Raw genomic sequence first — 19,439 nt, forward strand, 5'->3', positions numbered from 1 at the left:
CATCCGGGCTCACGCGCGCTCCTGTTCGTTCATCGTCTCCTCCAGCCAGGCCGCCGCAACGTCGGCTCCCCCGGCCAGCGTCGAGCCCCACCGCGCCCGTTCGCTCCACAGATGCAGGTCCGTCTCGGTGACGTAACCCATGCCGCCGTGCAGCTGATGGGCGTCCAGGGTGACCAGCCTGGCCGCCGTGGCGGCGTGCATGCGGGCGATCGCCGTCTCCCGCGTCGCCACGCGCCCGCGCGCCATCCAGAACACCGCCGAGTGCGCCGCCAATCGCGCTGCGGCCAGGGCGATGTGCATGTTGGCGATCAGGTGCTGGGCCGCCTGGAACGAGGCGATCGGCCGGCCGAATTGATGGCGCACCATCGTGTATCCGACGGTGCGGTCGATCACGGCCTGCCCGACGCCGACCAGGTCCAGCGACCCCAGCGCCACGGCCGCGTTCGCGACCCCGCGCAGCGCCGGTTGCGCGGCGAAGAGCGCGCGCCCGGCCTCGACGGAGAACACGGCGAGGTCGTCGAGCGAGCCGCCCGAGCCGCCGAATTCCTCGGCGATGGCGAGCCCGAACACCCCGGCGCCGGCGAGCGCCTTCCACAGGGTCGGGGCGCTTCGGTCGGCCCCGGGCTCGTTCAGGGCGCGCACCAGGGTGACGGGGCATTCGGCTTTGAGCAGGGCGCGCAGCGACGACGCGAACTCGCGGCGCTCGGCGGTGAGGGTCGCTTTCACGAATCAGCGCCCATACGAGGGCATTCCGTGGCCGCGCTGGGCGATGATGTCGCGCAGCACCTCGTTGGTGCCGCCGCCGAACCGCATCAGTGGCGCTGCGCGGTAGAGCCGCTCGAACTTGCCGGCGAGCGGCGCCTGCTCGCTGCGGTGGGCGAGCAGGCCGTCGGGGCCCAGGAGGTCGAGCGCCAGATCGGCGATGCGCTGGCGCAATTCGCTGGTGAAGACCTTCTCGACGCTGACCTCGACGGTCGGGATGACGCCGCCGTCCAGGATCGACGCGGCCTCATAGCCCATCAGCGTCGCCGCCTCGACGTCCGCCTCGGCCTGGGCCAGCCGGCGGCGCAGCGCCGGGCTGTCGGCGGGTACGGTGCCGTCACGGCGGGGCGTTCGGGCGAGTCGGCGTAGCTCGTCGACGGCGCGGCGCAGGTCCCCGGCGTTGGTCAGGGCACCGCGCTCGAGGTCCAGGGCGCCGGTGATGTACGTCCAGCCGCGGTTGACTTCGCCGATCAGGTTGGTGACGGGCACGCGGACGTCGCGGAAGTGCACCTCGTTGGTGCGATAGCCCGACCAGGCATACAGCGGGCGGATCTCGACGCCGGGGCTGTCGATCGGCACGATGATGACCGAAAGGCCGCGGTGCCGAACGGCTTTCGGGTCGGTCCGGACGCACAGCCATTCGTGGGTGGCGCGCTGGGCGCCGCTGTTCCAGATCTTGGTGCCGTTGATCACCCAGTGGTCCCCGTCGCTGACCGCGCTGGTGCGCAGGCTGGCCAGATCCGTTCCCGCGTCGGGCTCGGAATAGCCCACGGCACAGATCATCTCGCCCCTGGCGATGAGCGGCAGCCACTCGCTGCGGTTGCGCTCGGTGCCGTGGCGCATGATCATCGGGGCCACCGACGTCACCGTCAGGTCCGGCCCGGGCACACCCCAGTACTCGAACTCGCTCATCAGCAGGTGCAGGTGCAGGGCGCTGTAACCCCCTTCGTCGGCAAGGCCGCCGTACTCGCGCGGCCAGTTCACCCCGAACCAGCCCTTGGCGCCGACCTTTCGGCGAAACCGCGCCACCTCGCCGTCGCGCTTTTCCAGGTCGTGTTCGGCGAGTTCGGCCAACAGCTCTGGGGTGACGTTGTCGCGGAGGAACTCGCGCACCTCGGTCAGCCATGCGCGCTGCTCCGCGTCGAGTTCGAAATCCATCCCGGCCCCTTTGCCGCGTTCGATCGGGCTGCGCCAGCCTAACGCCGGAGCCGGTTTCCGCCCGCCATTTCGCACCGACGTTACGCCCGGCGCCACCGGGTCGACCTGAGCCCCGCGACTGTAAAAACCCTGTCAAGGTCCGGTTAACACGCTTGCGCGCCATCGCGGATGTGCCGGCGCGCTGGGATGATCGTGATATTCGGTCCCCGCTCGTAGGGAGAAGTTGATGCCCACCGTTGAGACGCGCCTCCGCCAGCAGTTGCGCGACTGTGCCATCGAATTACGGCAATTGGCCTACACGCTGCCCAACGGCGTGGGCGAGCATGGTCTGCTCCAGCTTTCGGATCGCATGCGGGCGGCCGCCGACGAGGTGGTGCGCCGAAGGGCGTGACGCCCCGGCGATCAGCCTCCCTTGAGCCGAATCTTCCAGCGCACAAAGCCCAGGTAGCCCAGGCTGAGCGCGATCAGCATGCCCATGTCGAACCACCAGGCGCCGGCCGTGTGCCGCCAGTGTGAATCCTGCGGGACCGACGGAACCTGGCCTTCCAGGCTGAGCAGGTCGACGGTGGAGGCCGACGCCGCGAAGCCCCACCGGGCCGGCGTCACCCAGGACATCTGGTCGAGCCCGAGCCGTGCGGTGACGGGAATCATGCCGCCGGAGAACACCAGCTGCGACATGACCGCCACGACGAGCAGGGGCATGATCTGTTCGTTGGACTTGGCGATGGACGACAACACCAGGCCCAGCATCGCCGAGGCGACGGTGGTCATCGCGACGTCGGCGAACAGTTCCAGGCCCGGGATCCCCAGCGCCACCGCCCCCTGCGTGGGGCCGCCCTTGCCGACGAGCGCGATGCCCGTCACGATCGCGGACTGGATGACCGCGAACACCGTGTAGACGCAGACCTTCGCCAGTAGGTAGGCGGACGTGGACAGCCCGACCGCCTGCTCGCGCAGGAAGATGGGGCGCTCGCCGATCAGGTCCCGGATCGTCAGCGCCGTTCCCATGAAGACGGCCCCGACGTTGAGCAGCACCAGGATCTGCCCCGGCTCGGTGGGCGCGGCCCCCAGCGGGTTCGGCCTGCCGAAGCCCACGTCGCCGGGCACCGACATGGACAGCGAGCCCATGATGAACGGCAGCAGCGCCAGGAAGATGAAGTAGCCGCGGTCGGAGACGATCAGGCGGACCTGCCGCCGCGCGATCGTCGAGAACTGCCGGAACAGGCTGGTGTGCGACGGGTCGCCGATCTCGGCGGGCCGCTCGGCCGGCGGCGGCGGCCCGCAGAACGCGGTCTTGCCGCCGGGGGCCAGCAGCAGCACCTGGTCGCAGACGTCGAGGTAGGTCAGCGAGTGCGTGACCACCAGCACCACGCGGCCGGCGTCGGCGAGTTGCCGCAGCATCGTCATGACCTGGCGGTCCAGCGCCGGGTCCAGGCCCGACGTCGGCTCGTCGAGGATCAGCAGCGACGGCCCGGTCAGCAGCTCCAGCGCCACCGAGGCGCGCTTGCGCTGGCCGCCGGAGAGCTTGTCGACCCGGGTGTGCAGGTGCTGGGTCATCTCCAGCTCCTCGAGCACCCGGGCCACCACCTGTTCGCGATCGTCCTTGGTGGTGTCCGGCGGCAACCGCAGTTCGGCGGCGTACATCAGCGCCTGCTGCACGGTGAGCTGCCCGTGCACCACGTCGTCCTGCGGGACCATCCCGATCCTGCTGCGCAGCGACGCGTACTCGGCGTGCACGTTGTGGCCCTCGAACGACACCGTGCCCCTGGTCGGGTGCGTGTAGCCGGCCACCAGCCGCGCGAACGTCGACTTGCCGGCGCCCGACGGGCCGATCACCGCGGTCAGCGTGCCGGGTTGAGCCCCCAGCGAGATGTCGTCCAGCAGTGTCTTGTTGTTCTCGATGGTCCACGTCACCCCGCGCACGTCGAGCCCGCCGGTGCGGGTCGCGGTCGCGGTCTCGTCGCGGCGGGCCAGCGTGCCGCCCGCGAAGACGAGGTCGATGTTGCCGATGGTGACCACGTCGCCCTCGTGCAGCACCGCGGCGTCGACCCGCGACCCGTTGACGAAGGTGCCGTTGATGCTGCGGTTGTCGTGGATCTCGGTGCCGTGGTCGGTCGGGATCAGGGTGGCGTGGTGGCGGGAGGCCAGCACCTCGGGGATGACGATGTCGTTGTCGTTGGCCCGGCCGATCTTGACCGCCCCGGGAGCCGACTCCGCCGGCCGTCCCGGCCGCAGGATCTTCATCATCGAGGTCGCGAGGTTCGACTGATCCCCGCCGACGCGACCGGTCTCGGGCCCCCCCACCGGGTGCGCGGCCGGGGGCGGCGGAACGTTCGGCGACGGTGGCCGGTAGATCTGCGGCGCGGGCTGCGGCCCGCTGGCCGGGGTGGGCACGTGCCCGCTGGTCGGGTACCGGTGCTCGGGGCCCGACGGCGGGTGCTGCGCCAGCGGTCCGCTCGGCGGATGCGTGGGCTGGCGGACCGCGGCGGTCGGCGGCTGGTGCGGCTGGCCCGGCCAGGGCGGGGCGGGCTGCGGCTGGCTGTGTGGCACCGGCGCGCTGGGCGGGTTGTAGATCGGGATCGACGTCGTCAAGGGCGGCCGGCCCGCCGACTGGTGGCGCCCCACCTCGAAGGTCAGCGCCGGGCCGTCCGGATTGCCGATGTTGACCCGCAGGCCGTCCTGGATTTCGGCGACCGGCACCCGGCGGTTGTTGACGTACAGGCCGTTGAGGCTGCCGTTGTCGATCGCGATCCATCGGCCCTGGTCGAAGCGCACGATGAGGTGGGTCCGGGAGATCAGGGGATGCGCGACGCGGACGTCGGCGCGAAGGTCACGCCCGATGACGACGTCGTTGCCGGCTGCGAAGGTGCGTTCGGCGCCCTCGTACCGCACGGTCAGCACGGGGGCGGCTGGTCGGCTCACGAGGATCCACTGTATCGGCCGGACCGCCAATTGGGGGCGGGGTCGGCCTGCCGTATCGCCCTGGGCCCCCACAGGAGTGGCGTTGGGGACGGCCGCCCCGCCGAAAATTCCTGCCGCGCAGGCATTCCCGTATTCTTGTCAGCCCGCCTCGGCGGTGACCCGGCGCCACGACTCGTTGCCGGCCGCGGCGGTGACCTGCTTGATGAAGTCGCCGATGTAGCGGATCGCCCGCCGCCCTTCGGGCAGCACGTCGGCCGCCAGCGGGAAATCGTGGATCTGCTTGTCCCAAAGGTGCAGATCGCAGCGGACTCCGCTCGCCTCGAGCCGCTCGGCCATCAACTCGGCGTCCGGCGTCAGCAACTCGTCGGAGCTGGCGTGGATGGTCACCGGCGGCATCAGCGAAAGGTCGGCCTCCACCGGCGAGACGACCGCGCCCCCCGACCCGTGCTCGTCACCCGGCAGGTGGACCGTGCTGAGGAATTTGGCGAACCTCGACAGGGCGCGCCGGGTGAACATGGAGCACTTTCGTGCGTTGCGGTGCTTGAGTTTTCGGGTGGGATCCGCGTCGGTGAACGGCGAAATCGCCGCGACCCCGGCCGGGGTGAGATCGTGGCTGCGGATGGCCGCCAGCGTGGTCATGAACGCGAGGTACCCGCCGGCAGAGTCGCCGGCGACCACGAGCTGGTCACCGTCGTAGCCCAGCTCCTGCAACCAGCGCAGGCCGCTGAGGCCGTCTTCGATGGCATCCGTGATCTGGTGGGAGGGCAGCTTGCGGTAGCAGACCGTGAGCACGGCGGCGTCGGCGGCTTTCGACAGGCGGATCACCATCGAGCGGTGCGTGTTGAGGCCGCACGTCAAAAAGGCGCCGCCGTGGAAGTAGAGGATCGCCCGTGCCGCGGAGGCGCCGGGCGCCCGCACCCACTCGGCGGCGCAGTTGTCGAGCCGCACGGGGGCGACGTGCGCGGTGGAGCCAAAGCGTGGAAGCAAGCCCGCGAACCCGTCCACGTACTCCAGGGGCCAGCGCAGGTTCGGCTGCATGGCCCACGCCCGCACCGTGTTCTTGACGATCAGCCGGCTGGCCGCCGACACCGCATACGACTGCGGGCTGGCGCGGTGGTGGACTCGTCGCGACATCGCCCGACTCGGCAGCAATTGGTATGGATCTGTCGTCATCATTGGCATCAGCTCCTAAGTGCGCACCGAATACCCGCTCGCGGGAACGGAAAACGGCGGGCAAATCCTCGCGGCTTGTAGCGCTCGTCACGTTTGCCGACGCGCCGGAGGGGGTACGGCCGTCCCGCCGTCGAGCGCTGCCCCAAGATGAGGGGCATGGACGAACCAACCACCGGTCCGCTGTTGCTCGATCGCGTCGCGGTGGTGACCGGCGGCGGTGGTGGTATCGGCGCGGCCACCGCGCGCCTGTTCGCCGCGCACGGCGCCCGCGTGGTCATCGCCGACATCGACGCCGAGGGGGCGCACCGGACGGCCGCGGAGATCGCCGACGCCGGGGGCTCGGTCGTCGTCCACGTCGCCGACGTTCGCGATGCCGGGCAGGTCGACGGCCTGGCGCGATCGGTGCTGGTCGACCACGGCCGGGTGGACGTGCTGGTGAACAACGTGGGCCACTGGCTGCGCCACCCCGGCGACTTCGCCGAGACCGATCCCCAGCTGTGGGACGAGCTCTACCGGATCAACCTGCACCACGTCTTTCTGGTCACCCACGCGTTGCTGCCGGCGATGATCGAGAGGCGCACCGGCGCGATCGTCAACGTCTCGTCGGTCGAAGCGTTGCGCGGGTATCCCGAGGACCCGGTGTATGCGGCGTTCAAGGCGGCCGTCGTGCACTTCACCCGCAGCCTGGCGGTGCAGGTCGGCCGCGACGGCGTGCGGGTCAACGCGATCGGGCCCGACGTCACCGAGTCCCTGCAGGTGCCCTACTCGCAGTGGTTGTCGGCCGAGGAACAGTCGCAATGGCCGCAGTGGGTTCCGCTCGGGCGGATGGGGTTGCCGGTCGACCAGGCCCGGGTCATCCTGTTCCTGGCCTCCGACCTGTCGGCGTTCGTCACCGGCCACACCATCCCGACCGACGGCGGCACCGGCGCGGCGGGCGGGTGGTTCCGCTCGGCGCGCCGCCCCGGCCGGCAGTGGACGAACCGGCCCATCGCCCCGTGATCGCCGCGCCGCCCGATCGCGCCGATTCCGTGGTCGCGATGTCCGTGCGGTGCGTCAGCTGATGCTCACCGGGATGCCGTTGAGGGCGCCGTTGCCGGACGGTTCGTCGAGGAACGTCGGCGGGGACAGCACGTTGGTGTTGACGCCGGGCGAACCGTTGGCCACCGTCATGCGGGTGCCCGGCCTGCCGTGTCCCCAGCCGTGGGGCATCGACACCACGCCGGGTCTGATCGCGTCGGTGACCTCCACGGGCACCGTGATCTCGCCGGCCTCCGATTTCACCGTGACGACGTCGTCGGCGTCGACGCCGTGGCGGGCCGCGTCGTCGGGATGCATCAGCAACGTGCAGCGGTCCTTGCCCTTCATCAGCGCGGGCACGTTGTGCAGCCAGGTGTTGTTGGAGCGCAGGTGTCGGCGGCTGACCAGGACGAGCGGTTCGGGCGGCCGGTCCAGGCGGGCGGCCAGCCGGGGCAGGTCGTCGAGCAGGTATTGCGGCGCCAGCCGGATCTTTTTGTCCGCGGTGCCCAGGATGCCGGGCAGCTGCGGCACCATCGGCCCGAAGTCGATCCCGTTCGGGTTGGCCTTGAGCAGGTCCAGGGTGAGCCCGCCCGGATTCTGGCCGTACCGGTCCCCGAAGGGGCCCGTGCGCAGGGTGAGGTCCAGGATTCGCTCCGGGCCGCCTGTCAAACCGGTGCCGTCGTAGAGCTTGCGGATCTCCGCGCCGTCGAGTCCCTGGGTGAAGGCCAGGTAGTCGAAGAAGCCGTCGTCGATCGCCTCGACGTCGACGTCCTCGGCCGGCGTCCCGGTGCACAGGCCGGTGAGCCGGATCAGGATCTCCCACTCGTGGGGGCGCTCACCCGGGTCGAACACCGGGGCCGAGTAATTGGCGATGCTGCGGATCGCGAACTGCAGGATCAGGTCGTCGTGGTGGGGCTGCTCGAGCGGCGACAGCCCGGGCAGGATCACGTCGGCGTGCCGGGTCGTCTCGTTGATCCACAAATCGACGGCGATCATCGCGTCGAGCATTCCCAGCGCCTCGTCGAGCCGGTCGCCGCCGGGTGTGGACAAAACCGGGTTGCCGGCGATGGTGATCAGCGCCTTGAGCTGTCCGTCGCCCGGCGTGGCGATCTCTTCGGCCAGGCAGGACACCGGAGCCTGGCCGAGCACCTCCTTGGCGCCCCGCACCCGGGTGCGCCAGCGGCCGAACTCCGGCGCGCCGTCCTCCAGGCCGGGCAGGGGTTGCGTGGTGACCGACCAGGCCGCCGGTTTCGGGAACATCGCCCCGCCCGGGGTGTCGAAGTGTCCGGTCAGGATGTTGATCACGTCGACCATCCAGCTGGCCAGGCTGCCGAATTCCTGGTTGCACAGCCCGATTCGCCCGTAGACCACCGACTTCGGGGTGCCGGCGAGCTCGCGGGCCAGCCGGCGTATGCGGTCCTCGCCGATGCCGGTGACGGCGCTGACCCGGCTCGGTGGCCAGTCGGCGGCGACGCGGCGCATCGTGTCGACACCGTCGACGTGCGGCCCGGGGTTGGTCAGGCCCTCGTCGAACAGGGTGTGGGCGACGGCCAACAGCAGGGCGGCGTCGGTGCCGGGGACGATCGGCAGCCACTCGTCGGCGCGGTCGGCCGTGCGGGTGCGCACGGGGTCGATCACGATCACTTTGCCGCGCCGGCGAATCGCGTCGATCAGGCCCATCACATCGGGTGCGGCCAGGAGCGACCCCTGGGACGCCGCGGGATTGGCGCCCATGATGACGAGCAGGTCGGTGCGTTCGATGTCGGGAACCGGAAAGCTCCACCAGCCGCCATACATCAGATGCGACGACAGGTTCTTCGGCCACTGGTCGACCGTCCCGGGCGAGTAGGTCACCGGCATGCCCGACATGCCCAGCAGCACGCCCGCATACCGGGCCAGCGAGAACGAGTGCGCCAGCGGGTTGCCGGTGTAGGCGGTGACGGCGCCGATTCCGTACTTGTCGATAACCGGCGTCAGCAGTTCGGTGCAGCGCCGAAACGCCGCATCCCAGCCGACCTCGTGCCATTGCCCGTCGACTTTGACCAGCGGGCGGCGGATGCGGTCGGGGTCGTCGTGCAGGGCGCCGAGCGCCACGCCCTTCGGGCACAGGTGCCCGCGACTCCACACGTCGTCGCGATTGCCCCGGATGCCGGTGACCCTTCCGGCTTCGACGTCAATCTCCAAGCCGCACATGGCTTCACACAAAGGACAGGTACGCAGATGCCTGCCGTCATCGCCGGTCGCCACCACCCACCCACTGTATTCCGCTACCCGAGGTAGCGGAAGTGGGCGCATCATCCCGGCCCGGGACGGCGATGGCCCGGTCGCGCCGTGCGACCGGGCCACTCGAGCCGGAGTGTCAGCCCTGCTCGGCCTTCTGCCGGGCCTCGTTGGCGTCGGCGGCCTTGCGGGCGGCTTCGGCTTCCGCCTCCTTCTGGCCCGCCTCACGCTGGGCGTCGGCCTTGTCCTGCTGCGCCTGACCCTCGCGCAGGAGGTCCTCGCTGCCGGTCACCGCGCCCGCGACCTCCTTGACCTTGCCCTTCACACCCTCGACGATGCCTTCGACGGCTTCCTGGGGACCGCTCTTCTCCGACATAACGACTCCTTCATCTGGCTGGTTTGATCTGCCGGTGGGATTCCCGGCCGCGCAGACGGCCGAAACGCCGGCGCCGAGTAGCGTTCGCCACATCCGGATGGCCCGTCCGGGATCGCCAGCGAGGAGCCGCCACGGTGCAGGTGTGGGAATTGATCGCCCGCGAGCAGATCCGCGAGACGCTGGCGCGCTACAACTGGTCGGGCGATGCCGGCAGGATCGACGAGCTCGCCGCGACGTTCCGCACGGACGGCGTGCTCGAGATCCGCGGGCTGGACCCGTTGCGCGGACGGGCCGACATAGCCGCCTTCCTCGGCGGCCTCACGCCGAATGCGCCCGCAGACGGCCGGCGGGTCGTCCGCCACAACCTGACCAACGTGCTGTTCACCGGGCTCAGCCCGGAGCGGGCACGCGTCTCGTCCTACTTCACCGTGCTGACCGAGATCGGGCTGGACCATTTCGGACGCTATCGCGACGTCCTGGTGCCCGAGGGTGACGGCTGGCTCATCGAACACCGCAAGGTGAGCACCGATTGGGCATCCCCGGACTCCACGATGGCCCGGCGGGCAGGCGGCGGCTGAACTCCCCGGCCATGTTTGGCGATTCCCGGTGATTGGCTACCCGGTCAGGACAGCATCGACAGCGCCCTTCGCCTGATCCCGCACGGGGCCGATACAACGAGATGAGCGGTATGGAGCGACTGAGCGGATTAGACGCGTTCTTCTTGTACGTGGAATCACCGACACAGCCACTGAATGTCTGCTGTGCACTGGAGATGGATCCGTCGACGATGCCCGGCGGCTACACCTTCGACCGGTTCCGCGAGGCGCTGTCCGCGCGGGTCGGCGCTATCCCCGAATTCCGCTGCAAGCTGGCCGACACCCCGCTGAACTTCGACCATCCGGTCTGGGTCGACGACGACGACTTCGACCTGGGGCGCCACCTGCACCACGCGGCGCTGCCCGCGCCGGGCGGTCGCCGGGAATTGGCCGAGATGTGCGGCCAGATCACCGCCCAGGCGCTCGACCGCGACCATCCGCTATGGGAGATGTGGGTGATCGAGGGCCTGCAGCACGACGCGTTGGCGGTGGTGTTCAAGGCGCATCACGCGGTGGTCGACGGCATCGGCGGCGCCAATCTGCTCGCGCAGCTCTGCGGAACGGAGGCCGACGCCGCGCCCCCGCGTGACTCCGCGGCCGGCGCGGGCGCGGCGCATCCCTTGCAGATCGCCGCGTCGGGATTGATCGGGACGGCGCTGCGGCCCTGGCGCCTGGCGAAGGTGGTGCCCGCAACCGCCGTCACCCTGGCGCAGACCGTTCTGCGGGTCCGCGGCGGCGGGCACACGATGGCCGCTCCGTTCGCCGCACCGGCGACGGTGTTCAACGGCTCCTGCAGCCGGCGCCGCTGCGTCGCCTTCGCCGAGGTGGACTTCGAGGACATCAAGACGGTGAAGAACAGGTTCGGCGTGACCGTCAACGACGTGGTGACCGCGCTGTGCGCGGGAGCCCTGCGGCAGTACCTGCAGCACCGCGGCGAGCTGACGGATCGCCCGCTGGTCGCGAGCGTGCCGGTTTCGGTGCACGGCGAATCGGGTCGCCCGGGGCGCAACCAGACGAGTTGGATGCTGTGCCGGATCGAGACCCACATCGAGGACCCGGCCGAACGGCTGCGCAGCGTGGCCGCCGGCAACGGCGCGGCCAAGGACCACGCCCGCGCCATGGGTCCGACGCTGTTGCACGACTGGACCCAGGTGGCGGGACGGACCGTCTTCGGCGCCGCGACGAAGCTGCTACCGCGAATTCCGTTGCCGCAGAAGCCACCCCACAATTTGGTGCTGTCCAACGTGCCCGGCCCGGCCCAACAGTTGTACTTCCTGGGCTGCCGGCTCGACGGGATGTATCCGCTCGGACCGCTCGTCGCAGGGGCCGGCCTCAACGTCACCGTGATGTCGCTGAACGGCCGGCTCGGCATCGGCATCGTCTCGTGCCCCGACCTGGTTTCGGACCTCTGGGATCTCGCCGACGCATTCCCCGCCGCGCTGAAGGAACTGCTCAACTGCAGTGAGCGTGGTCCCGGCTCACAACGCTGAGCCGCGCGGTCGGTGAACCCCGCGCGGCGCCGTCACCGCCGCATGGCAAGGTGACAGCCGTGACACCTGCGCCTGAACACACCGCCGTGCAGCCCGACCTGCATGAGATCGCCACTCCGAAGGGCGCTTTGCGCTACTACGACTGCGGACGCGACGCGGGACCGGTGCTGCTGTTCCTGCACGGGTCCGGGCCCGGGGTCACGGGCTGGCGCAACTTCCGGGGCGTGCTGCCCACCTTCGCCGAGCACTACCGGTGCCTGATCCTGGAGTTCCCCGGCTTCGGCGTGAGCGACGACTTCGGCGGCCATCCCATGGTCGACGCGTTCGGGACGGTCTCGCCGCTGCTGGACGCGCTAGGCATCGAAAAGGTCCACATCATCGGCAACTCGATGGGCGGCGGCGTCGGCATCAACTTCGGCACCCGCAACCCCGAGCGGGTCGGCCGGCTGGTGACGATCGGCGGGATCGGCACCAACATCTTCAGCCCCAGCCCCAGCGAGGGCATCCGGCTGCTGCAGGAGTTCGTCGAGGACCCCACCCGCCAGCGGCTGGTCGACTGGCTGAAGTCGATGGTGTACGACCAGTCACTGGTCACCGAGGAACTGGTCGAGGAGCGCTGGCGGTCGGCCAGCGACCCGGACACGCTGGCCGCCGCGCGCCGCATGTACGGCAAGGCGGCGTTCGCCGCGATGAACGCCGCGATGGCCGCCTCCGACCGGCCCCAACCGTGGGCGGTCATGCACAAGCTGGCGGCGCCCACGCTGCTGACGTGGGGCCGGGACGACAGGGTGAGCCCGCCCGACATGGCCCTGATCCCGATGCGCACCATCCCGAACGCGGAGCTGCACGTCTTCCCCAATTCCGGGCACTGGGCGATGATCGAGGCCAAGGAGGCGTTCGAGAGCACCGTGCTGGCGTTTTTGTCGCGGGGCTGATCCGGCCACACATCGCGGGTGAAACCTGGGCCGCGACACGCCGGGGAACCCCGCCCTCACGTCACGACGGATGCGGCCGACTCGGGCTCGATGCTCCGGCGAGGCCGTTCGCCAGCAGGGCGTGCGCGTCGGGGTTGCCGTCGAGCAGCCGGCTGGTGCGCTCGCCGATCTGCCACCGGCCGGCGATCCGCCTCACCGTGAAATGGTTTGCGGTGCAACGCCATACACGGTAGCCCCCGGAGTCGGTCGGGTCGCGGACGAGCAGCAGCGACTCGCACACCGCGACCGCGGAATCGCCGTCGACCGTCACCACGCACGGCCCCAGGAAGTGGCAACACCCCTCGGCCACCAGCTTCTGGTGGCCCGAAGAACTCACCATGGCGTGGACGCCGGCGCGGCCCTGCATCCGCCGGCCGTCGACGTCGTAGCTGCCGTCGTCGGCCCACAGCCGTGCGGCGGCCTCGGCATCCCCGGCGTCCACCGCCGGGCCGTAGGAGGCGATCAACCGCGCGATGTCGCGCTCGTCCTCGAGTCTGCGCAGCCGTGCCGCCAGCTCGTCGACATCGGTCATCAGGTGGGCTCCCGTCACTGAAACGTGTGCGAACATTTGCATCCACCCACCGGAATCGCCTTCAGGTCCGGCGCGGACTGCGGTACACCATTAGTACGCCAACCGAGACGAAGGACGACACCATGGGCGAGCGGGTAATGGATCGGGTGGCGGCGATGGCCGACCAGTTGCGGGAGCAGGCCGCCGAGGCCGAGCGGATCGGCCGCCTCACCGACGACACCGTGAAGGCGATGAAGGCGGCGGGCCTGATCCGGCTGCTGCAACCCAAGGGCTACCAGGGGTTTGAGGTCCACCCGCGCGAGTTCGCCGAGACGGTGATGGCGACGGCGGCGCTCGACCCGGCCGCCGGCTGGATCGTCGGCGTGGTGGGCGTGCACCCCTACCAGCTGGCCTACGCGGATCCGAGGGTGCCCGCCGAGGTATGGGCCGACGACGTCGACACCTGGATGGCCTCGCCGTACGCGCCGCAGGGCGTGGCCAAGCCGGTCGACGGGGGCTATATCTTCAACGGCCGCTGGCAGTTCAGCTCGGGCACCGACCATTGCGACTGGATCATCCTGGGCGCGATGCTCGGCGACGAGCGGGGCGTCCCGCTGATGCCGCCGCAGATGCTGCACATGATCCTGCCCCGCAAGGACTACGAGATCGTCGAGGACTCGTGGAATGTGGTGGGGCTGCGCGGGACCGGCTCCAAGGACGTCATCGTCAAAGACGCGTTCGTCCCGGCGTACCGCACGATGGACGCCACCAAGGTGATGGACGGCACCGCGCAGCGCGAGGCCGGGATGACCGAGCCGCTCTACCTGATGCCGTGGTCGACGATGTTCCCGCTGGGCATCTCGGCCGCCACCATCGGCATCGCCGAGGGGGCGCTGGCCGCACACCTGGACTACCAGCGCGAGCGGGTGGGCGCCACCGGGACGGCCATCAAGGACGACCCCTACGTCATGCACGCCATCGGCGAGGCCGCCGCCGACATCAACGCCGCCCGCCAGGAGTTGCTGGCCAACGCCGACCGCATCTACGACATGGTCGCCGCCGGCAAGGAGGTGTCCTTCGCCGACCGGGCGGCGGGTCGCCGCACCCAGATTCGCGCGGTGTGGCGCGCCGTGTCGGCGGTCGACGAGATCTTCGCCCGCTCCGGCGGCAACGCAGCCCGCATGGACAAACCGCTGCAGCGCTACTGGCGCGACGTGCACGTCGGCCACCTGCACGCCATCCACGTCCCCGGCACCGCCTACCACGCGTCGGCGCTGAGTTCGCTGGGCATCGATCCGCCCGAGGGCCCGCTGCGGGCCTTGATCTAGGAGCGCTCGTGAGCGATTTGAAAAGCCTTGGCTACGTCACTATTTCGACCGCGGACATCGACCGGTGGCGGCGATTCGCCTTCGGCGTCCTGGGATTCGCGGAGGGGCGGGGCCCCGACCCGTCGGCGCTGTACCTGCGGATGGACGAGCGCGCGGCCCGGCTCGTCGTGGTGCCCGGCGACACCGACCGGGTGATGACCGTCGGCTGGGAGGTCCGCGACCATGCCGCGTTGCAGCGCGTGATGGCGACCCTCGACGGCGCCGGGGTGGCCTTCAAGCAACTGTCGGTCGACGAGGCCTCCGAGCGGCGGGTGGAGGAGGTGATCACCTTCGAGGACCCGGCCGGCACCACGCTCGAGGTGTTCCACGGCGCGGTGCTCGACCACAGCCCGGTGATCACCCCGTTCGGCGCGAAATTCGTGACGGGCGACCAGGGAATGGGGCACGTCGTCCTGCCGGCCACCGATCCGGGCGCCCTCTTCGACTTCTACACCGACGTGTTGGGCTTCCGGTCCCGCGGCGCGTTCCGGGTGCCGCTGCCCAAGGAGTTCGGCCCGGTGCGGGTGCGCTTCCTCGGGATCAACGAACGCCATCACAGCCTGGCGATCGTCCCGGCCGCGCACATGCGCGACCCGCGGGTGGTGCACATCATGGTCGAGGTCGACAGCCTCGACGCCGTGGGTCAGGCGCTGGACCGGGTCAACGCCGAGGGCTTCCAGTTGTCGTCCACGCTGGGTCGGCACACCAACGACAAGATGGTCTCGTTCTACGTCCGCGCACCCGGCGACTGGGACATCGAATTCGGCACCGACGGCATGCGGGTCGACGAAAACCATTACACCGCCGAGGAAATCACCGCGGACAGCTACTGGGGCCACCAGTGGGTGTCCGACCTGCCCGCGGCGATGCGGCTGTGACACCCGACTCCGACGTCACGCCACTGCCCGCGGCGTCGATCGGCTCGTGGGACGACGAGGCCGACGTCGTGATCGCCGGCTACGGGGTGGCCGGGGCCGCCGCGGCGGTCGAATCGGCCCGCGCCGGCGCCGACGTCCTGGTGCTGGAGCGCACCGGCTCCTGGGGCGGCGCCGCGGCCATGGCCGGCGGATTCATCTACCTCGGCGGCGGCACCGCGCTGCAGAAGGCTTGTGGCTTCACCGATTCCGTGGACAACATGGCGGCCTTCCTCAACGTGGCGATGGGGCCCGGGGCCGACGAGAAGCGGATCGCCGACTACTGCGCCGGCAGCGTCGCCCACTTCGACTGGCTGGTGGGCTGCGGCGTGCCGTTCAAGGCCGAGTTCTTCGCCGAACCCGGCTGGGAACCGATGGGCGACCAGGGGCTGATGTACAGCGGCGGCGAAAACGCCTACCCGTTCAACACGATCGCCTCCCCCACCCCGCGCGGACACGTCCCGCAGATGTCGAACAAGAAGCAGGGCGAGGCCAGCGCCGGCTACATGCTGATGAAGCCGCTCGTCGAGACCGCCGGCGCGGCCGGCGCGCGGGCGGTCTACGACGTGCGGGTGCAGGGCCTGATCACCGAATCCGACGGCCGGGTGGTCGGGGTGACCGCCCGCCGGTACGGCACCGAGATGGCCGTCCGGGCGCGCCGCGGCGTGGTGCTGGCCATGGGCAGCTTCGCCTACAACGACGACATGGTGGCGCGCTTCGCCCCGCGGATCTCCGGGCGCCCGGCCGCGTCCATCGAACAGCACGACGGGCAGGCGATCCGGATGGCCCAGGCCCTGGGCGCCGACCTGGCGCACATGGACGCCACCGAGGTGGCGATCTTCATCGACCCCCAGCAGCTGGTGCGCGGCATCCTGGTCAACGGCCGCGGCCAGCGTTACGTCGCCGAGGACACCTATCCCGGCCGGGTCGGGCAGCTCACGCTCTACCAGCAGGACAACGTGGCGTACCTGATCATCGACGGCGACGCGCAGGAAGAGGCGAAGGCCTCCTGGTCGCCGAAATTCATGCTGCGCGAAGCGAGTTGGGTGGCCGACACCGTCGAAGACCTGGAACGCGAGATGGGGCTGGCGCCGGGTTGCCTGCAGGCCACCGTCGCCGCCTACAACGCGGGCGCCACCGACGGCGAGGACCCGCTGCTGCACAAGAAGCCCGAGTGGATCAGGCCGATCGGCTCCCCCGTCGGCGCCATCGATCTGCGGGAGTCCACCGGCGGCTTCACCCTGGGCGGGCTGGCCACCACGCTGGACGCCGAGGTGCTGCACGTCGGCGGCGAACCCATCCCGGGACTGTTCGCGGCGGGCCGTTGCACCGCCGGCGTGGCGGCCTGGGGCTACGCCAGCGGCGTCTCGCTCGGCGACGGCAGTTTCTATGGCCGGCGCGCCGGCCGGTCGGCGGCGCGGCTCTCACGGTGAACACGATCCCCGCCGGGCTTGCCGTGGCCGACACCACCGTGGACCTGCTGGTGGTCGGTTCGGGGACCGGCATGGCCGCCGCCCTGGCCGCGCACGAGCTCGGCTTGTCGGCGCTGATCGTGGAGAAGTCCCACCGGGTGGGCGGGTCGACGGCCCGCTCCGGCGGTGCGCTGTGGCTGCCGGCCTCGCCGGTGCTGCGGGAGGCCGGCGCCCTCGATTCCGCCGAGCGCGCCGGCACCTACCTGGACTCGGTGGTCGCCGGCTCGGCGGCGCGACAAAGGTCCGCCGCGTTCGTGGCGCACGTCCCCGCGACCGTGGAGCTGCTGCGCCGGACGACCCCCCTTCGGCTGTTCTGGGCGCGCGACTACTCCGACTACCACCCCGAGGAACCCGGCGGCAGCGCCGCCGGCCGCACCTGCGAGTGCCACCCGCTGGACCTGTCGATCCTCGGCGAGCACCGCACCAGGCTGCGGCCCGGCGTGCTGGAGGCCGGCGTCTCGATACCGACGACGGGCGCGGACTACCGCTGGATGAACCTGGTGGCGCGGGTGCCCGGCAAGGGGGTTCCGACCTTCGCCAAGCGGGTGGCGCAGGGCGTGGGCGGGCGACTGGTCGGGCGGCGCTACGCGGCGGGCGGCCAGGCCTTGATGGCCGGGCTGTTCGCCGGTGTGCTGCGCGCCCGCATCCCGGTGTGGACCGACACGACGCTGCTGCGCCTCCATGGCGGGGACCGGGTGTCCGGCGCCGTCGTCGAACACGACGGCCGCGAGGTCACGGTCACCGCCCGGCGCGGGGTGGTGCTGGCCACCGGCGGCTTCGACCACCGCATGGAGATGCGGTGGAAGTTCCAGTCCGAGTCGCTCGGCGCCAACCTGAGCCTGGGCGCCGAGACGAACACCGGCGACGGGATCAGGGCGGCGCAGGATGTCGGCGCGGGCACCGGACTGATGGACCAGGCGTGGTGGTTCCCGGCGGTGGCGCCGCTGCCCGGTAAGGCGCCCGCGGTGATGCTGGCCGAGCGGTCGCTGCCCGGGTCCCTGATCGTCGACCAGCACGGCCGGCGGTTCGTCAACGAGGCCGCGGACTACATGTCGTTCGGTCAGCGGCTGCTCGAGCTGGAGCGCGCGGGCACGCCCGTCGAGGCGATGTGGATCGTCTTCGACCGGCAGTACCGCAACAGCTATGTCTTCGGCGCCGAACTGTTTCCGGGGATGAGGATTCCGCGGGCCTGGTACGAGGCGGGCATCGCGGCCCGCGCCGACGGCTTCAGCGCCCTGGGCGCGCAAATCGGCGTTCCCGTCGCGGAATTCGGCAAGACCATGGCCCGCTTCAACGAATGCGCCGCCGCCGGTGAGGATTCCGACTTCGGCCGCGGCCGCAGCGCCTACAACCGCTACTACGGCGACCCGACGATCACGCCGAACCCCAACCTGCGTCCGCTGCTGAAAGGCCCGTTCTACGCGGTGAAGATGGTGCTCAGCGACCTGGGCACCTGCGGCGGGCTGAGCGTCGACGAGCGGGCGCGGGTGCTACGGGAGGACGGAGCCCCCATCGCGGGGCTTTATGCCATCGGCAACACCGCCGCCAACGCGTTCGGCACGACGTACCCGGGCGCGGGCGCGACGATCGCGCAGGGGCTGGTGTACGGCTACATCGCCGCGCGCGACGCGGCCGGCGCCACGGACGTTGCGAGCCCTACGAACCCGGGAAGTTCACATCCTTGGTGACGGACTCCCATTCGTCGATGGACGCCGTGAGGGCGGCGATCCGCTCGCGCATCGCCTTGAGAACGTCCCGCCCCAGCAGCAGCCGCAACGGCGGCTCGTCGAGCTTGGTCACCATCAGCACCGCCTCGGCCACCTTGCGGGGGTCGCCGGGCAGGTGGTCGGCGAACTGCTTGATCAGGTCCTTGCGCGCCGCCACGTCGGCGTAGTCCGCGATCGGGGTGCCCGACTCCTTCATCGACCTCGTCGCCCAGTCGGTGCGGAAGGCGCCCGGTTCGATCGCGGTCACCTTGATGCCCAGCGGGCGGACCTCGGTGGCCAGCGCCTCGGTGACCGCCTCCAGCGCGAACTTCGTCGACGAGTAATAGGCGTTGGGCGGGTTGGCGACCAGGCCGGTCATCGACGAGATGTTGACGATGTGCCCGGATCCGCGGGCGCGCATGGCCGGCAGCACCGCCTTGATCATGTCGACGGCGCCGAAGTAGTTGACGTCGAACAGCTTTCGCACCTCGGCGTCCTCGCCCTCCTCCACCGCGGACAGGTAGCCGTGGCCGGCGTTGTTCACCAGGACGTCGATGCCGCCGAACGCGTCGTCGGCGGCCGAGACCGCCGCCGCGATCTGGGCGGCGTCGGTGACGTCGAGGGCCACCGGCACGGCACGGTCCCCGAACTCGTCGGCGAGGTCGGCCACCGCGTCGGCGCGCCGCGCGGTCACCACCACGCTGTGGCCGTCTTCCAATGCGGCGCGGGCGATTTCGCGGCCGAAGCCGGTGGAGCATCCGGTGACCAGCCAGCGTGTCAT

General features: G+C 70.6%; 17 protein-coding genes. 9 read left to right on the top strand and 8 right to left on the bottom strand.

Annotation, left to right across the window (positions count from 1 at the left end; translation table 11 throughout):
- Window positions 1-9: 9 nt before the first annotated feature.
- Window positions 10-726 carry an acyl-CoA dehydrogenase family protein gene (locus BN971_RS04450; protein WP_090349823.1) on the bottom strand — a complete coding sequence of 239 codons (717 nt, stop codon included), beginning with the start codon at window positions 724-726 and terminating at the stop codon, window positions 10-12.
- A 3-nt stretch (window positions 727-729) separates the two neighbouring features.
- Complete coding sequence (locus BN971_RS04455) at window positions 730-1,920, bottom strand: acyl-CoA dehydrogenase family protein (RefSeq protein WP_085181612.1); 1,191 nt, start codon at window positions 1,918-1,920, stop codon at window positions 730-732.
- A 226-nt stretch (window positions 1,921-2,146) separates the two neighbouring features.
- On the opposite strand from BN971_RS04455, the gene BN971_RS24915 reads away from it, so the two are divergent.
- The gene (locus BN971_RS24915) at window positions 2,147-2,311 is read left to right on the top strand and encodes a hypothetical protein (protein WP_169718612.1); all 165 of its coding nucleotides are present in this window, start codon (window positions 2,147-2,149) and stop codon (window positions 2,309-2,311) included.
- An 11-nt stretch (window positions 2,312-2,322) separates the two neighbouring features.
- Here the strand turns inward: BN971_RS24915 and BN971_RS04460 are convergent, their stop codons facing one another.
- A complete protein-coding gene (locus BN971_RS04460; protein WP_170322130.1) occupies window positions 2,323-4,848 on the bottom strand; it encodes an FHA domain-containing protein in 2,526 nt (841 codons plus the stop codon).
- A gap of 132 nt (window positions 4,849-4,980) precedes the next feature.
- Window positions 4,981-6,018 (bottom strand): alpha/beta hydrolase, encoded by a 1,038-nt coding sequence (locus BN971_RS04465; RefSeq protein WP_085181611.1) that lies wholly within the window; start codon window positions 6,016-6,018, stop codon window positions 4,981-4,983.
- A 153-nt stretch (window positions 6,019-6,171) separates the two neighbouring features.
- On the opposite strand from BN971_RS04465, the gene BN971_RS04470 reads away from it, so the two are divergent.
- The gene (locus BN971_RS04470; protein WP_085181610.1) at window positions 6,172-7,014 is read left to right on the top strand and encodes an SDR family NAD(P)-dependent oxidoreductase; all 843 of its coding nucleotides are present in this window, start codon (window positions 6,172-6,174) and stop codon (window positions 7,012-7,014) included.
- A 54-nt stretch (window positions 7,015-7,068) separates the two neighbouring features.
- Here BN971_RS04470 and BN971_RS04475 read toward each other — a convergent pair whose 3' ends face one another.
- Both BN971_RS04475 and mbp1 read right to left on the bottom strand, forming a co-directional pair.
- Window positions 7,069-9,279, bottom strand: coding sequence for a molybdopterin-dependent oxidoreductase (locus BN971_RS04475; protein ID WP_090350008.1), 2,211 nt, complete (start codon window positions 9,277-9,279; stop codon window positions 7,069-7,071).
- Between the two features lie 112 nt (window positions 9,280-9,391).
- Window positions 9,392-9,628, bottom strand: a complete 237-nt coding sequence (gene mbp1, locus BN971_RS04480; protein ID WP_085181609.1) for a microaggregate-binding protein 1 — start codon at window positions 9,626-9,628, stop codon at window positions 9,392-9,394.
- Between the two features lie 134 nt (window positions 9,629-9,762).
- On the opposite strand from mbp1, the gene BN971_RS04485 reads away from it, so the two are divergent.
- The 3 genes from BN971_RS04485 (at window position 9,763) to BN971_RS04495 (ending at window position 12,649) form a co-directional block, all read left to right on the top strand.
- On the top strand, window positions 9,763-10,206 hold the full coding sequence (locus BN971_RS04485) for a nuclear transport factor 2 family protein (protein ID WP_085181608.1): 444 nt from the start codon (window positions 9,763-9,765) through the stop codon (window positions 10,204-10,206).
- 110 nt (window positions 10,207-10,316) lie between these two features.
- The gene (locus BN971_RS04490; RefSeq protein ID WP_085181607.1) at window positions 10,317-11,714 is read left to right on the top strand and encodes a WS/DGAT/MGAT family O-acyltransferase; all 1,398 of its coding nucleotides are present in this window, start codon (window positions 10,317-10,319) and stop codon (window positions 11,712-11,714) included.
- A gap of 59 nt (window positions 11,715-11,773) precedes the next feature.
- Window positions 11,774-12,649, top strand: coding sequence for an alpha/beta fold hydrolase (locus tag BN971_RS04495; protein ID WP_211279820.1), 876 nt, complete (start codon window positions 11,774-11,776; stop codon window positions 12,647-12,649).
- 61 nt (window positions 12,650-12,710) lie between these two features.
- On the opposite strand, the gene BN971_RS04500 is transcribed toward BN971_RS04495, so the two are convergent.
- Window positions 12,711-13,220, bottom strand: coding sequence for a nuclear transport factor 2 family protein (locus BN971_RS04500; RefSeq protein ID WP_085181606.1), 510 nt, complete (start codon window positions 13,218-13,220; stop codon window positions 12,711-12,713).
- A gap of 122 nt (window positions 13,221-13,342) precedes the next feature.
- On the opposite strand from BN971_RS04500, the gene BN971_RS04505 reads away from it, so the two are divergent.
- Genes BN971_RS04505 through BN971_RS04520 form a run of 4 tightly spaced genes read left to right on the top strand, consistent with a single transcriptional unit; the run spans window position 13,343 to window position 18,640 of the window.
- On the top strand, window positions 13,343-14,527 hold the full coding sequence (locus BN971_RS04505) for an acyl-CoA dehydrogenase family protein (RefSeq protein ID WP_085181605.1): 1,185 nt from the start codon (window positions 13,343-13,345) through the stop codon (window positions 14,525-14,527).
- An 8-nt stretch (window positions 14,528-14,535) separates the two neighbouring features.
- Window positions 14,536-15,444, top strand: a complete 909-nt coding sequence (bphC, locus tag BN971_RS04510; RefSeq protein WP_085181604.1) for a biphenyl-2,3-diol 1,2-dioxygenase — start codon at window positions 14,536-14,538, stop codon at window positions 15,442-15,444.
- Window positions 15,441-16,913, top strand: a complete 1,473-nt coding sequence (locus tag BN971_RS04515; RefSeq protein WP_090349825.1) for an FAD-dependent oxidoreductase — start codon at window positions 15,441-15,443, stop codon at window positions 16,911-16,913. Before bphC ends, BN971_RS04515 begins: the two co-directional genes overlap by 4 nt.
- Window positions 16,914-16,936: 23 nt before the next feature.
- Window positions 16,937-18,640 carry a 3-ketosteroid-delta-1-dehydrogenase gene (locus tag BN971_RS04520; RefSeq protein WP_245836859.1) on the top strand — a complete coding sequence of 568 codons (1,704 nt, stop codon included), beginning with the start codon at window positions 16,937-16,939 and terminating at the stop codon, window positions 18,638-18,640.
- On the opposite strand, the gene BN971_RS04525 is transcribed toward BN971_RS04520, so the two are convergent.
- Complete coding sequence (locus BN971_RS04525) at window positions 18,609-19,439, bottom strand: oxidoreductase (protein ID WP_085181601.1); 831 nt, start codon at window positions 19,437-19,439, stop codon at window positions 18,609-18,611. The genes BN971_RS04520 and BN971_RS04525 overlap by 32 nt on opposite strands.

It is taken from the genome of Mycobacterium bohemicum DSM 44277, from assembly GCF_001053185.1.
Taxonomy (GTDB): domain Bacteria; phylum Actinomycetota; class Actinomycetes; order Mycobacteriales; family Mycobacteriaceae; genus Mycobacterium; species Mycobacterium bohemicum.

What these genes read in the sequence shown, in the direction of transcription:
- BN971_RS04500 (WP_085181606.1), bottom strand. Translation starts at nt 13,220, where the DNA reads ATGACCGATGTCGACGAGCTGGCGGCACGGCTGCGCAGACTCGAGGAC.
- BN971_RS24915 (WP_169718612.1), top strand. Translation starts at nt 2,147, where the DNA reads ATGCCCACCGTTGAGACGCGCCTCCGCCAGCAGTTGCGCGACTGTGCC.
- BN971_RS04490 (WP_085181607.1), top strand. Translation starts at nt 10,317, where the DNA reads ATGGAGCGACTGAGCGGATTAGACGCGTTCTTCTTGTACGTGGAATCA.
- BN971_RS04470 (WP_085181610.1), top strand. Translation starts at nt 6,172, where the DNA reads ATGGACGAACCAACCACCGGTCCGCTGTTGCTCGATCGCGTCGCGGTG.
- BN971_RS04505 (WP_085181605.1), top strand. Translation starts at nt 13,343, where the DNA reads ATGGGCGAGCGGGTAATGGATCGGGTGGCGGCGATGGCCGACCAGTTG.
- BN971_RS04465 (WP_085181611.1), bottom strand. Translation starts at nt 6,018, where the DNA reads ATGATGACGACAGATCCATACCAATTGCTGCCGAGTCGGGCGATGTCG.
- BN971_RS04525 (WP_085181601.1), bottom strand. Translation starts at nt 19,439, where the DNA reads ATGACACGCTGGCTGGTCACCGGATGCTCCACCGGCTTCGGCCGCGAA.
- mbp1 (WP_085181609.1), bottom strand. Translation starts at nt 9,628, where the DNA reads ATGTCGGAGAAGAGCGGTCCCCAGGAAGCCGTCGAAGGCATCGTCGAG.
- BN971_RS04455 (WP_085181612.1), bottom strand. Translation starts at nt 1,920, where the DNA reads ATGGATTTCGAACTCGACGCGGAGCAGCGCGCATGGCTGACCGAGGTG.